The 12,886-nt window shown below is 55.7% G+C and carries 13 protein-coding genes; 5 read left to right on the top strand and 8 right to left on the bottom strand.

Going from position 1 to position 12,886, the window contains the following annotated elements; translation table 11 throughout:
- Positions 1-14 precede the first annotated feature (14 nt).
- The 3 genes from ACODS3_RS15145 to ACODS3_RS15135 all read left to right on the top strand — a co-directional run bounded on the left by ACODS3_RS15145 (position 15) and on the right by ACODS3_RS15135 (position 4,139).
- Positions 15-3,146: a CusA/CzcA family heavy metal efflux RND transporter gene (locus ACODS3_RS15145; protein WP_489035019.1), complete on the top strand. Its 3,132-nt coding sequence runs from the start codon at positions 15-17 to the stop codon at positions 3,144-3,146.
- Between the two features lie 192 nt (positions 3,147-3,338).
- Positions 3,339-3,668, top strand: a complete 330-nt coding sequence (locus ACODS3_RS15140) for a DUF2790 domain-containing protein (protein ID WP_201016916.1) — start codon at positions 3,339-3,341, stop codon at positions 3,666-3,668.
- Positions 3,669-3,806: 138 nt separating this feature from the next.
- The gene (locus tag ACODS3_RS15135) at positions 3,807-4,139 is read left to right on the top strand and encodes a DUF2790 domain-containing protein (RefSeq protein ID WP_201000324.1); all 333 of its coding nucleotides are present in this window, start codon (positions 3,807-3,809) and stop codon (positions 4,137-4,139) included.
- Between the two features lie 86 nt (positions 4,140-4,225).
- Here ACODS3_RS15135 and ACODS3_RS15130 read toward each other — a convergent pair whose 3' ends face one another.
- The 5 genes from ACODS3_RS15130 to ACODS3_RS15110 all read right to left on the bottom strand — a co-directional run bounded on the left by ACODS3_RS15130 (position 4,226) and on the right by ACODS3_RS15110 (position 7,174).
- Complete coding sequence (locus ACODS3_RS15130; protein ID WP_489035017.1) at positions 4,226-5,188, bottom strand: class I SAM-dependent methyltransferase; 963 nt, start codon at positions 5,186-5,188, stop codon at positions 4,226-4,228.
- Between the two features lie 91 nt (positions 5,189-5,279).
- Positions 5,280-5,984, bottom strand: coding sequence for a YoaK family protein (locus ACODS3_RS15125; RefSeq protein WP_201016918.1), 705 nt, complete (start codon positions 5,982-5,984; stop codon positions 5,280-5,282).
- A gap of 51 nt (positions 5,985-6,035) precedes the next feature.
- On the bottom strand, positions 6,036-6,263 hold the full coding sequence (locus ACODS3_RS15120; RefSeq protein WP_201000327.1) for a hypothetical protein: 228 nt from the start codon (positions 6,261-6,263) through the stop codon (positions 6,036-6,038).
- A 165-nt stretch (positions 6,264-6,428) separates the two neighbouring features.
- A complete protein-coding gene (locus tag ACODS3_RS15115; protein WP_201000328.1) occupies positions 6,429-6,770 on the bottom strand; it encodes an FKBP-type peptidyl-prolyl cis-trans isomerase in 342 nt (113 codons plus the stop codon).
- 122 nt (positions 6,771-6,892) lie between these two features.
- Positions 6,893-7,174 (bottom strand): hypothetical protein, encoded by a 282-nt coding sequence (locus ACODS3_RS15110; RefSeq protein WP_201016919.1) that lies wholly within the window; start codon positions 7,172-7,174, stop codon positions 6,893-6,895.
- A 644-nt stretch (positions 7,175-7,818) separates the two neighbouring features.
- Between ACODS3_RS15110 and ACODS3_RS15105 the strand changes: the two genes are divergently transcribed.
- Together ACODS3_RS15105 and ACODS3_RS15100 are read left to right on the top strand one after the other, a co-directional pair.
- The gene (locus ACODS3_RS15105; RefSeq protein WP_201017198.1) at positions 7,819-9,384 is read left to right on the top strand and encodes a TerC family protein; all 1,566 of its coding nucleotides are present in this window, start codon (positions 7,819-7,821) and stop codon (positions 9,382-9,384) included.
- 161 nt (positions 9,385-9,545) lie between these two features.
- A complete protein-coding gene (locus ACODS3_RS15100) occupies positions 9,546-9,818 on the top strand; it encodes a hypothetical protein (RefSeq protein WP_201000330.1) in 273 nt (90 codons plus the stop codon).
- Between the two features lie 12 nt (positions 9,819-9,830).
- Here ACODS3_RS15100 and ACODS3_RS15095 read toward each other — a convergent pair whose 3' ends face one another.
- From ACODS3_RS15095 to ACODS3_RS15085, 3 genes are all read right to left on the bottom strand, one after another.
- Positions 9,831-10,406, bottom strand: coding sequence for a GNAT family N-acetyltransferase (locus tag ACODS3_RS15095; RefSeq protein ID WP_201016920.1), 576 nt, complete (start codon positions 10,404-10,406; stop codon positions 9,831-9,833).
- 305 nt (positions 10,407-10,711) lie between these two features.
- The gene (locus ACODS3_RS15090) at positions 10,712-11,614 is read right to left on the bottom strand and encodes a hypothetical protein (protein ID WP_489035062.1); all 903 of its coding nucleotides are present in this window, start codon (positions 11,612-11,614) and stop codon (positions 10,712-10,714) included.
- A 217-nt stretch (positions 11,615-11,831) separates the two neighbouring features.
- Entirely contained in the window at positions 11,832-12,734 is a 903-nt protein-coding gene (locus ACODS3_RS15085) for a hypothetical protein (protein ID WP_489035060.1), read from the bottom strand.
- Between the last annotated feature and the right edge of the window lie 152 nt (positions 12,735-12,886).

Genomic DNA, 12,886 nt, shown 5'->3' with positions numbered 1-12,886 from the left:
ACGAGAACTCTCCCATGTTTGAACGCCTGATTCAATTTGCCATAGAGCAACGCATTGTCGTCATGCTGGCGGTCTTGCTGATGGTAGGGCTGGGCATTGCCAGCTACCAGAAGCTGCCCATCGATGCGGTGCCCGATATCACCAACGTCCAGGTGCAGATCAATACTGCTGCACCTGGTTTTTCTCCGCTGGAAACCGAACAGCGCATTACGTTTGCCATCGAAACCGTCATGGCCGGGCTGCCGGGCTTGAAACAGACTCGCTCGCTGTCGCGCTCGGGGTTGTCTCAGGTCACAGTGATCTTCGAGGATGGCACCGACCTGTTTTTCGCTCGCCAACTGGTCAGCGAGCGTTTACAGACCGCCAAGGAGCAGTTGCCCGAAGGCATAGATGCCATGATGGGGCCTATTTCCACGGGGCTTGGGGAAATATTTCTCTGGACGGTCGAGGCCAGGGAGGGGGCGCTGAAGGAAGATGGCACGCCTTATACCGCCACCGACCTTCGGGTGATTCAGGACTGGATCATCAAGCCGCAGTTGCGCAATGTGCCGGGTGTCGCTGAGATCAACACCATTGGCGGTTTTGCCAAGCAGTACCAGATCGCCCCGGACCCCAAGAAACTGGCCGCCTACAAGCTGACGCTCAATGACCTGATCGTGGCGCTTGAGCGCAATAACTCCAATGTCGGCGCCGGTTATATCGAGCGTGGTGGCGAGCAATTGGTGGTGCGTGCGCCGGGCCAACTGGTCAATGAGCCGGATATCGCCAATATCGTGATTGCCAATGTGCAGGGCACTCCGATCCGGGTAAGCCATGTCGCCGATGTCGTGATCGGCAAGGAGCTGCGTTCCGGTGCCGCGACCGAAAACGGTCGTGAAGTGGTGCTGGGGACGGTTTTCATGCTGATCGGGGAAAACAGTCGCAGCGTCTCTCAGGCGGTGGCGGCAAAGCTGACCGAGATCAACCGCTCGCTGCCCAAGGGGGTTGTGGCGGTTACGGTGTATGACCGTACCCATCTGGTCGAAAAGGCCATTGCCACGGTCAAGAAGAACCTGGTCGAAGGCGCGATTCTGGTCATCGCTGTCCTGTTTCTGTTCCTGGGTAACATCCGCGCCGCCCTGATCACCGCCATGGTGATTCCGCTGGCAATGCTCTTCACCTTCACCGGCATGTTCGCCAACAAGGTCAGTGCCAACCTGATGAGTCTGGGGGCGCTGGACTTCGGGATTATCGTCGATGGCGCGGTGGTGATCGTCGAAAACGCCATTCGCAGGCTGGCCCATGCCCAGCAGCGGCATGGCCGGATGCTGACCCGTTCCGAACGTTTCCATGAGGTGTTTGCAGCCGCGCGTGAGGCCCGGCGTCCGTTGATCTTCGGTCAGTTGATCATCATGGTCGTCTACTTGCCGATATTTGCCCTGACAGGCGTCGAGGGCAAGATGTTCCACCCGATGGCCTTTACCGTGGTCATTGCCCTGTTGGGCGCGATGATTCTGTCCGTGACCTTCGTACCTGCCGCGATTGCCATGTTCGTCACTGGCAAGGTGAAAGAAGAGGAAGGCGTGGTCATGCGTACGGCTCGGCAGCGGTATGCGCCGGTTCTGGATTGGGTGCTTGGCCACCGCACTCTGGCCTTCGGCATGGCGTTTGCGGTTATCGCCGTTTCTGGTGTGGCCGCCAGCCGGATGGGCAGCGAGTTCATTCCGAGCCTGAGCGAAGGCGACTTTGCCTTGCAGGCATTGCGTGTGCCGGGCACCAGCCTGACCCAATCGGTCGACATGCAGCAGCGTCTCGAAAAGGCCATTATCGAACGCATGCCTGAAGTAGAGCGTATGTTCGCTCGTACAGGCACGGCGGAAATTGCCGCTGACCCGATGCCGCCGAACATTTCCGATAGTTATGTGATGCTCAAGCCGACGGATCAATGGCCTGACCCGAAGAAGTCGCGAGAGACGCTGATTGCCGAATTGCAGGCAGCGGCTGCCAGTGTACCGGGCAGCAATTACGAGCTGTCCCAGCCGATTCAGTTGCGCTTCAATGAGCTGATTTCAGGCGTGCGCAGTGATGTTGCGGTAAAGGTGTTTGGTGATGACATGAATGTCCTGAACCAGACTGCCAACAAGATTGCGGCAACGCTTCAGAAAGTCAGTGGTGCCTCAGAGGTCAAGGTCGAGCAGACCACCGGCCTGCCGGTGCTGACAATCAATATCGATCGCGACAAGGCCGCCCGTTATGGCTTGAACATGGGGGATGTGCAGGATGCCATTGCCATTGCTGTCGGTGGGCGTCAGGCCGGTACTTTGTATGACGGGGACCGCCGCTTTGATATGGTGGTGCGTTTATCCGAGAAGCTGCGCACCGACGTGAACGGGCTCTCGAACCTGTTGATCCCCGTTCCGGCAAGCCCGGGCAGCAACTCGCAAATCGGCTTTATTGCCCTGTCGCAAGTGGCGACTCTGGATCTGGTGCTGGGGCCTAACCAGATCAGCCGCGAGAACGGCAAGCGCCTGGTCATCGTCAGCGCCAACGTGCGTGGCCGGGACCTCGGCTCGTTCGTGGAGCAGGCAGGACAGGACATTCAGGAGCAAGTGACGATCCCGCCAGGATACTGGACCAGTTGGGGCGGCCAGTTCGAGCAGCTTCAATCGGCGGCCCAACGCCTGAAAATAGTGGTGCCTGTCGCGTTGCTGATGGTGCTGGCGCTGCTGTTCATGATGTTCAACAACCTCAAGGACGGCTTGCTGGTGTTCACCGGGATTCCCTTTGCGCTCACAGGCGGCATATTGGCTTTATGGCTCAGGGACATTCCGTTGTCGATTTCCGCAGGCGTCGGATTCATTGCCCTGTCCGGTGTCGCGGTCTTGAATGGTCTGGTGATGATTGCCTTTATCCGTAACCTGCGTGAAGAAGGGTTCAGCCTGTCCAGGGCGATTCACGAAGGGGCATTGACCCGTCTGCGACCTGTCTTGATGACGGCCCTTGTCGCTTCGCTGGGCTTCATCCCCATGGCCCTGGCCACAGGCACTGGCGCTGAAGTACAGAGGCCGCTGGCAACCGTCGTGATCGGCGGCATCCTGTCGTCCACGATTCTGACCTTGCTTGTCCTGCCTGCGTTGTATCAATGGGCGTATCGTCGGGAGCAATAGAGAACTTTTTGGCTGATTGAGCCCGTGGCAGGTGACTGTCACGGGCTTTTTATATTTCAGGCAATTAAAGCTGGACGGGGCAAGTTGTTTGAAAGAGGGATTATTACGTCATTACAAAATGGTAATTCTCACGTAACGTTCTGGAAAGTGTCCGATTGCTACAGTGAGTCATCACTAAATAGGAGTCGGAAGATGAATGTTCTGAAGCTGTCTGTTCTTGCCTTTGCACTTGCCTCGCCGCTGACCTCGTACGCTTTCAGTTCTGTGGATCTACGGGGCGACGAGCGGAGCAGGGAGCATCAAATAAAGGTCGAGGATTATGCGGCCAGGACGAAAAAGTCCGTTCCTGAAATACAGAATTATGTCTACGGAATGAAACTGGATATTGCCAGGGTGGTGATTAAGACGCCGGTTCCAAAGAACTGCGGGGTCAACGCTAAATTGATGACGTATGAGAACTCAAAAGGCGAGCTTAATACACTGCGTTACAAGGTGCTGAGTGACTGTGCCGGCAAGAATTGATGACGGCTCCGCTTGCCTCGTTGATGTCTACAAATAAAAATATTCAGAAACAATTGGTCCTTTGGGCTATGCCAGATGGCAGTGTTTATCAAATTATTGGATTGCTACATTGAATCGTCACTAAACAGGAGAAAATAGATGAATGTTTTAAAGCTGTCCGTTCTTGCTTTTGCGCTGGCTTCGCCATTGACCTCGTACGCTTTCAGTACTTCGGATTTACGGAGCAGTGATGAACGCAGCAAAGCGCATCAGATCAAGGTCGAGGAATATGCGGCCAAGGTCCAGAAGCCGGTTCCCGTTATACAGAACTATGCCTACGGAATGAAGCTGGATGTTGCCAAGGTGGTCATCAAGACCCCGGCCCCTGGCGACTGCGGTATCAACTATAAGTTCATGACTTATGAAGATTCGCAAGGCGATCTCAATACACTTAGTTACAAGGCAATAACTGAGTGTGCCGGTAGGAACTGATGCTTGTAAACCAATAAGCGGCTGGTGCGTATGCGCCAGCCGCTTATTGCATTTGAGAAAGGCATTCCCGGCTGCATTCCTCGCAGCTATGCCCATCCTGCCCGGGGTTCACCATCAGCCTTGAACACCAGAGCTTTCAAACCACCCTCGATACGGGCATCGGGAAATTCGGGCGGATTTTCCAGGCGTTGTTTGAAGCGCAATCCCGGAGCTTCAACCGCTGTGTGCCGGATCAGAAAGTCCGTGCCGACTGCCGGATCGTTCATACAGGCCAGTACCGTTCCATCCTCGGTCAGCAGTTCCGGCAAGCGGCGCAGAACCCTCTGATAATCCTTGTCGAGCATGAAGCTGCCTTTCTGAAAAGACGGCGGGTCGATGATGACCAGATCATAAGGGCCGGAGCGCGTGACCTTGGCCCAGGACTTGAAAAGATCATGGCCCAGAAAGCTGACCCGGCTCAGGTCATGGCCATTGAGTCTATGATTCTCCCGGCCACGATTGAGGGCGGCCTTGGCCATGTCCAGATTGACGACGTGATCGGCACCGCCTGCAATGGCGGCCACTGAAAAGCCGCAGGTATAGGCGAACAGGTTAAGTATCCGTTTGCCCTTGGCCTGGGAACGAACCCATTCACGACCGTAACGCATGTCCAGAAACAGCCCGCTGTTCTGTTTCTTGCCGAAATCGACCTTGTAACGCAGGTTGTTTTCAGTGATGACCCATTCGTCGATCACCTCGCCCAATAGCCATTGCACGGTGCTTTGTGGCTGATAGCGATGTTGCAGCAGTAGCGTATGTGCCTGGCTCTGTTGCCATTGGGGCGATTGTGTCAGCTCCATCAATTGCCGTGTCAATGCCTCCAGCTCTGATTCGAGCGGTTCCTTGAACAGCGAGACCAGTACCACGCCTTGCATCCAGTCGACCGTGATCTGCTCAAGCCCCGGCCATACTCTGCCGCGGCCATGAAACAGGCGGCGGGTTTCATCGGGCACAGTGCTCAAGGCATTGAGCAGGTGCTGTTGCAGTGTGGCGAGCGCATCAGGGGTCATGACAAGGGTCGGCAGAAAAGGGGCGCGTATGTTAAACGCATTTCAACCGACGCTGAAATCGAAGCGATGTCGATGCTTTCTGGCAGGCAACTCAACGGGGCATATAGCGGCGTTGCCAGCGATGGGGGATCTTCAGTGATACAAGCCCCAGCAACGCAGAAAGCACCCCGCTGACCAGCAGCGCATTGAGGCCCATGCGCTGTTCGAGCACAGCCCCGATGACGGCGCCGATGAACATGCCTGCCCATGGCACAAGCTGAATCCGCCAGCCATCGCGTCGCTCGCCCAGCATCCAGCGCCCCAGGCCACGCCCGAAACGTGACAGAGCGCCGGTCACGTAGGTCAGGCCGACCGGAAGGCCGTTGACCTGTTCGACTGCGGCATTGAGCATGCCCATGGCCAGAATGGCCCAGACCAGTGCCAGAATGTTCGCACCCATCGGCCAGGCCGCTGCGGCACAGAGCAATGTTGCGATACTGAGCAGCAAGGGCAGGGCGCGCCTGCCGCCCAGACGGGCAACGATGACGCCCAGCGCATTGCCCGCAATAAACACGGCAATGGCCAGTATCAGGCGAGTGGTGGTTCCCGGGTCCCCATCGCTGATGGCGACGGCCAGGCGAGTGGTGTTGCCGCTCATGAATGAAACGAAATCCCCGGTGGCCATGAAGCCTATCGCGTCTGTCATGCCGGCCAGTACCGACAGGCTGGCCGCCAGCGCCATACCGACCCTGCCGCGCCATTTCTGCATGTTCAGGTGTCTGGGGCTGGCGTTGATCTTTGCGGGCGATGGCAACATTGACGGCTCTCTGGCAGCAGGCAAGTGCGGAGCAGGGGTTCGATACAGGGTCTATTGCGGTTTGGTGCGCACGATCCTTTTTGCCTTGACCTCGTCGGCATAAGCCTTGAGTTGATCGGCATCGCTGTAGAGCCTGTTGACCAGTTGCAGAATGGCGGTCACATCAACATCTTTCATGTCCGAAGCGATCTTGAGGATTTCATCTGCCGTTTTTTCGAGGTTGGATGCCGTACCCTTCAGGTGCCGTTTCAGCTCCTGCGTCGGCTTATTGAGAGCCATATATATTCCTGTCAGATAAATGTCTGAACTCCATGCCCTGAGCATGGCTTTTTCCACGTTAACAAGCAATCCGTGGGTCGTTATCTGACATTCATGCAGGAAAGGGTGGCGGGCAGCCCGGATACTGTGTGCGTTACCCGTAACGTCCCGCCGGGCGGACCTGGATCAATCGTCGCGGGTCAGCACTTCCAGCAGCTCTATTTCAAAGGTCAGATTGGCGCCGGGCTGGATATGGGCGCCCATCTTCCTGTCGCCATAGCCGAGATGGGCCGGGACGAAGAGTTTGCGTTTACCGCCGACTTTCATTCCCATCAGGCCCAGGTCCCAGCCTTTGATGACCCTGCCGGTACCAATCACGCACTGGAACGGTTTTCCCCGCTCATGGGATGAGTCGAAGACCGTGCCATCGTCCAGCACGCCCGTGTAATGAGTCGTGATCAAGGCGCCTTTGACCGCTTCCTTGCCGTCCCCGATATGCAGGTCGGTAATCTGTAATTCGTTGCTCATTGCCAGCTTGTCCAGTGAGGGGCGGGGTTGCTTTCTCGCAGAAAACCTTTGGGGTAGCAAGCTGCGGAAACGAAAACGGGGAAGTTTTCACTTCCCCGTCCGGTTCGTTGCAGAGTCAGGCATCAGAGGTTCTGCGTGCTGATTACCATCGCCTGAGCGATATTGGCTTTCTGCTCTTCGGTAAAGTGGTCCCAGACATTGACCTTGGCGTAGTAGCCAAGCCCGGCCAGGCAGTAGAGGCTCAAGGTGAAAACGACAAAGATCGAAATGAATGTCCAGCGACCCTGATCGTCTTCGCGCGTGAAATCACGGGAGTAGCGGGTATCTGCAGAGCCACGGGATGCAAGCACCGAGGACAGACGTTTGAACCATTGGAACAGGTGAATCACAACAAGCCGCAGCATTGGAAATAGCCTCAATATCAGAAAACGGAGCTGGCCTTGGGGCTCGATGAGCCAAAAAGCAAAAGCTGAAAACGCAGAAAGCCCGTCTATGACGGGCTTTCTTTTTATGAGTCAGTTCAAGTCGTTTGGGGGTATCGCAACAAGACAGCCTTGCTGCCGATGTTCGATTCCGCACTCGCTTGACGATATTGCAACATTTTAAGATAAATGCGCGGCAGCAGCTACCGGCTGGCGGCTGTTGTCAGATAACTGGTCGCCTCTGGGCGTGCGACATAGTGTCGCTGGTGGGCTCTTTTCCATGACCCCCGTCAATCTTTGTAATACTTATTCGACGGGTGAAATATCTTTTTATATTGTAGGATCTCATCCCGCATTAAATTTCTGGACTATATGAATACCCCTCAGGAGCCTCCTGGTCGCTCTGCTTCATCAACACCCTCTGTCTGCTCGCGTGCCCACGCCTCGTTATCGAGTGGATCACTTCATTCAAGCATTGGTTTCTTCACTCTCTTGCAGGGTGTTTGCCCCGTCAGCCTTTTGCCCTCCGGATTTGCCGAGCAACGCCCGGTAATGCCGCAGAGTGCATGCTTGATTCTGCCGATGACATCCTCCCGCCACTTCTTGCACGAGACTGAATGATTCCTATGGAATGGATTGCTGACCCCACGGCATGGCTTGGCCTGCTTACGCTGATCGTGCTGGAACTGGTGCTGGGTATCGACAACCTGGTGTTCATTGCCATTCTGGCTGACAAGTTGCCCCCCGAGCAGCGTGACAAGGCCCGCGTGATCGGCCTGTCCCTGGCGCTGATCATGCGGCTGGGCCTGCTGGCGAGTATTTCCTGGATGGTGACGCTGACCGAGCCTCTGTTCGAGGTGTTCGATCACAGCTTCTCCGGACGTGACCTGATCATGCTCTTCGGTGGTGTGTTCCTGTTGTTCAAGGCCACGATGGAATTGCATGAGCGACTGGAAGGCCATGTCAGCCAGCGCGCCGGTAATGCCACCTATGCCATGTTCTGGCCTATCGTGGCGCAGATCGTGGTGCTGGACGCCGTGTTCTCGCTGGATGCCGTGATTACTGCGGTCGGCATGGTCGAGCACCTGTCGGTCATGATGATTGCCGTGATTTTCTCCATCGGCCTGATGCTGGTTGCCAGCAAGCCGCTGACCAAGTTCGTCAACAGTCACCCGACCGTCATCATGCTGTGTCTGGGCTTCCTGATGATGATTGGTTTCAGCCTGACCGCAGAAGGCCTGGGTTTCCATATACCTAAAGGCTACCTGTATGCCGCGATTGGCTTCTCGATCCTGATCGAGGTGTTCAACCAGATCGCTCGCAAGCGCAGCAAGAAGTCTGCCCATGGTCATCTTCCGCGTCGTGAGCGTGCAGCCCATGCGGTGATGCGTCTGCTGGGTGGCCGCAAGCTGGAGGCGGGCGAGGTCGATGAGGAAATCATCGAAATGGTCGAAGGCGAAGGCACCGAGCCGGTCTTTGACCGCCGCGAGCGCGTCATGATCAGCGGCGTCCTGCAACTGGCCGAGCGCCCTGTGCGTACGGCCATGACGCCGCGTACCGAAGTCGATTACATCGATATCGGTGACGATGCAGAGAAGATCCGCCTCAAGCTGATGCACTCTTCGTATTCCCGATTGCCGCTGATCGGTGAGGCTGGTATCGATGAGCCATTAGGCTTTGTACACAAGAAGGAACTGTTGAAGGAAATCCTGGCCGGTAACGAGCCTGATCTGCGCCTGATGAGCCGCAAGGCCATCAACCTGCTGGATAACTTCACGATCCTCAATGCCCTGGAGCAGATGCGCAAGGAATCGACTCACATCGCATTCGTGGTCAATGAGTTCGGCGATTTCATCGGAGTCCTGAGCATGACCGATATTCTGGAGTCCATTGCCGGCCAGTTACCCGATGCCAGCGAAGTGGAAGGCCCGGATATCGTGCCGCAGGGCGAGGACTTCCTGGTCTCGGGTGCCTTGAACCTGAGCCTGATCCGCGAGCGGACCGGCTTCCAGGCCAAGGCAACCGATGATTACCAGACCCTGGCCGGTCTGGTCATGAGCCTGCTGGATCGCTTGCCGGTGATCGGGGACAACCTGGACTGGCAAGGCTGGCAACTCAAGGTCATCGGTGTCGAGGAGCGGCGCGTGACTCGGGTTCTGCTGCAAAAGCAGCCGGATGCGCAAACCTCTTAAACCTTGAATCGTGGGTGGTATGGGTGTTTTTAGCCCGTACCACCCACGTTTTGCTGTCGGCGGTCAGGCGAACCTGCACTGCCAGCGAGGCTTGGTCTATCCTGCCTCATTCCCAGTGGTTTCAACATGCAGTCAACCACGTCCACAAAACGGAGACTGCCATGGCCGCTGCCTTCCTGTTCAATCCCAATCTGACTTATGACGTCGTTTCTGCCCGCAAGGCCTATCCGGTCTGGCGTATCCGCGAGCGCAAGGTCTACGCCTATCTGGAGCATGATCCGCGCCGCGACTGGAGTGGCGAGATAGGCACCTTGAGCCTTGGAACCCCGCAGCGTCTGGTTGACCATGACGGGCAAACCATCGCCTATATCGTGGGGGCCGAAGTACGGGACACCAAGGGGCGACGATTTGCCCTGAACGAAGTCAAGGACTGACCCGACTTTTGATTATCGACGCCGTGGCCGCGAAACCACTGACTCGATATTCTTGCGCCCGATCAACTTCGGCTGGGCTGGTTCTTGAGCTTCAGGCTCATCGATCAGCCATTTGAACATCACCAGACAATCCACCAGCCCCGATTGCCGATGGCGATAGGCGTGTGGCAGACGCCCCACGGTTTCAAAACCCAGCTTGCTCCATAGGGCAACCGCCGCTTCATTGGTGGATACCACCGAATTGAACTGCATGGCCAGAAAACCGCTTTCGCGAGCCAGTTGCTGAGAGTGCTCGCACATCAGGCGTGCCACGCCACGCCCCCGTGCCGCCTCAGTCACCATATAACCGCAATTGCTGACATGCCTGCCGGGACCGGCGGCATTGGCCTTGAGGTAATAACTGCCCAGCAACTGGCCGTCTTCTTCTGCAACCAGCGTATGCAGCGGCAACCCCATCCACAGGTCGCGTGCCTGCTCCCGAGTCAGAGCAGGGTCGTAGGCGTACGTTTCCTGTGCCACGACGACAGCCTGAAAAGTGGGCCAGAAAGTCTCGAAGTCGTCGTTGGTCATGGGGCGAATCTGAATCATGGGGTTCCTTGCAGAAGGGCTGTAGCAGAATGTCGTATCGGGCGGGTAGATTTTGCCTGAGCCCCGGATTTTGTACAGTCTGGGTTCTGCCGGGGCTAGGCTCTGTACGAAAAGTCGGCGAGCGAAGGTCAGGCAAGGCAAAAACAGGCGAGGAACGGTCGGAGTCGCGCTCGACTTTACGTCTTGTAAATGAGCATTGCGATGGGGGCGCCGAGCCCGGACTCGCGCACGAGCCTGTTTTTAACGCAGCATCACCGAGCGCAGCCACTTTTCGTACAAAGCCTAGGGCTGTTGATCGGTTTTTCTCAGTCACTATAAACCACATGTCGCGCCATCAGATTGGGGCGGATGAGGGTGTCAATGGTTGCAATCCGATAACTCATTTCGTTTACCTTCGCTTTGAAAGTGTCGTCATCCATGTTCATCCAGTAATGCTGTTTACGGCCGTACTTGCGGTCATGCTCTGCCGTGATAGGGTCCAGATGGCGATAAGGCTCATGGCATGGTAAATCGGGAAGAGGGCGGCTGATATCCATGAAGTTCTGCAGGTAGTCCCATAGCGCGCAAGGTTTATGTGTCATGTCATCGGGACAGAACAGACTATTGAGATTGATCTGGATATCGCCATAGCGATGGCATAGCAATAACCCATGCATCGGCCCGTGACGATCCGGTGTGGTGGTCATGTAGGCATCAAACTCATGGAACGGCGCTACCCGCTCGTCGATGACACCGTCTTTCTTGAAGCGCTTGTAATCGAAGAGCGTGACCAGCCCGGTACGACGATTCAACTCCCAGAGCGGGCCTTTGGGTGGGCGGAACCAGATGCGGGGGAAGTAGTTGACAATGATGTGGCCGATGAGCCAGAGCAGGAGGGGAATACCCAAAAATACGGGATAAACACTAAGAAGAAGATCAGAGGTCTCTTCCCACCACGAACGACGCGAATCAACTACTGCTAGTAGGTGAACGAACAGTGAAATAGGCAGAAAAACAATAAAGCCTCCCTTGCCAAACGCAAGCATTAATAACCAGAACTGTGATCGAAAAGGAAGTTGAGCGAACCTGAAGCGCTCCTGATCATATTTTTGATGCAGTTCCACTCCTTCAAAAGGGGCCGGTACATAAGTTCCCGCAGCCTTTTGCTCCCGTTTTTCCTTTTCGGCTTGTTCCCAGAACCTCATGCTTTTGGGTGTTGGATCTTCCATGAAGTCGATAAGGGTAACGTCCTGAGTCTCCCCCCATGGCAACCGTCTGGTCGCGAATTTATGTAACCAGCTGCGCGGACTCGATGCGATCTGGTCCGGTATGTGGTCTGGTCGGTAAGCATGTGGGCCATAGTAAGACGAAGCTTGTGGGTTATTCATTGTGCAGGGCCTTGGCGTACCTGCTCCCGAGTCAGAGCAGGGGCGTGCTTGGTTTTTCTCAGTCACTATAAATCACATGTCGCGCCATCAGATTGGGGCGGATGAGGGTGTCAATGGTTGCAATCCGATAACTCATTTCGTTTACCTTCGCTTTGAAAGTGTCGTCATCCATGTTCATCCAGTAACGCTGTTTACGGCTGTACTTGCGGTCATGCTCTGCCGTGATGGGGTCCAGATGGCGATAAGGCTCATGGCGTGGTACATCGGGAAGAGGGCGGCTGGTATCCATGAAGTTCTGCAGGTAGTCCCATAGCGCGCAAGGTTTATTTGTCATGTCATCGGGACAGAACAGACTATTGAGATTGATCTGGATATCGTCATAGCGATGGCATAGCAATAACCCATGCATCGGCCCGTGACGATCTGGTGTGGTGGTCATGTAGGCATCAAACTCATGGAACGGCGCTACCCGCTCGTCGATGACACCGTCTTTCTTGAATCGCTTGTAATCGAAGAGCGTGACCAGCCCGGTACGACGATTCAACTCCCAAAGCGGGCCTTTGGGTGGGCGGAACCAGATGCGGGGGAAGTAGTTGACAATGATGTGGCCGATGAGCCAGAGCAGGAGGGGAATACCCAAAAATACGGGATAAACACTAAGAAGAAGATCAGAGGTCTCTTCCCACCACGAACGACGCGAATCAACTACTGCTAGTAGGTGAACGAACAGTGAAATAGGCAGAAAAACAATAAAGCCTCCCTTGCCAAACGCAAGCATTAATAACCAGAACTGTGATCGAAAAGGGAGTTGAGCGAACCTGAAGCGCTCCTGATCATATTTTTGATGCAGTTCCACTCCTTCAAAAGGGGCCGGTACATAAGTTCCCGCAGCCTGTTGCTCCGGTTTTTCCTTTTCGGCTTGTTCCCAGAACCTCATGCTTTTGGGTGTTGGATCTTCCATGAGGCGGATAAGGGTAACGTCCTGAGTCTCCCCCCATGGCAACCGTCTGGTCGCGAATTTATGTAACCAGCTGCGCGGACTCGATGCGATCTGGTCCGGTATGCGGTCTGGTCGGTAAGCATGTGGGCCATAGTAAGACGAAGCTTGTGGGT

It is taken from the genome of Pseudomonas sp. FG43 (assembly GCF_057809175.1).
The sequence above is the reverse complement of the archived record's forward strand: the minus strand, read 5'-3'. Positions and strand labels throughout refer to the sequence as shown.

Coding starts and splice junctions, on each gene's coding strand:
- ACODS3_RS15145 (WP_489035019.1), top strand. CDS start 15: ATGTTTGAACGCCTGATTCAATTTGCCATAGAGCAACGCATTGTCGTC.
- ACODS3_RS15140 (WP_201016916.1), top strand. CDS start 3,339: ATGAATGTTCTGAAGCTGTCTGTTCTTGCCTTTGCACTTGCCTCGCCG.
- ACODS3_RS15135 (WP_201000324.1), top strand. CDS start 3,807: ATGAATGTTTTAAAGCTGTCCGTTCTTGCTTTTGCGCTGGCTTCGCCA.
- ACODS3_RS15130 (WP_489035017.1), bottom strand. CDS start 5,188: ATGACCCCTGATGCGCTCGCCACACTGCAACAGCACCTGCTCAATGCC.
- ACODS3_RS15125 (WP_201016918.1), bottom strand. CDS start 5,984: ATGTTGCCATCGCCCGCAAAGATCAACGCCAGCCCCAGACACCTGAAC.
- ACODS3_RS15120 (WP_201000327.1), bottom strand. CDS start 6,263: ATGGCTCTCAATAAGCCGACGCAGGAGCTGAAACGGCACCTGAAGGGT.
- ACODS3_RS15115 (WP_201000328.1), bottom strand. CDS start 6,770: ATGAGCAACGAATTACAGATTACCGACCTGCATATCGGGGACGGCAAG.
- ACODS3_RS15110 (WP_201016919.1), bottom strand. CDS start 7,174: ATGCTGCGGCTTGTTGTGATTCACCTGTTCCAATGGTTCAAACGTCTG.
- ACODS3_RS15105 (WP_201017198.1), top strand. CDS start 7,819: ATGGAATGGATTGCTGACCCCACGGCATGGCTTGGCCTGCTTACGCTG.
- ACODS3_RS15100 (WP_201000330.1), top strand. CDS start 9,546: ATGGCCGCTGCCTTCCTGTTCAATCCCAATCTGACTTATGACGTCGTT.
- ACODS3_RS15095 (WP_201016920.1), bottom strand. CDS start 10,406: ATGATTCAGATTCGCCCCATGACCAACGACGACTTCGAGACTTTCTGG.
- ACODS3_RS15090 (WP_489035062.1), bottom strand. CDS start 11,614: ATGGAAGATCCAACACCCAAAAGCATGAGGTTCTGGGAACAAGCCGAA.
- ACODS3_RS15085 (WP_489035060.1), bottom strand. CDS start 12,734: ATGGAAGATCCAACACCCAAAAGCATGAGGTTCTGGGAACAAGCCGAA.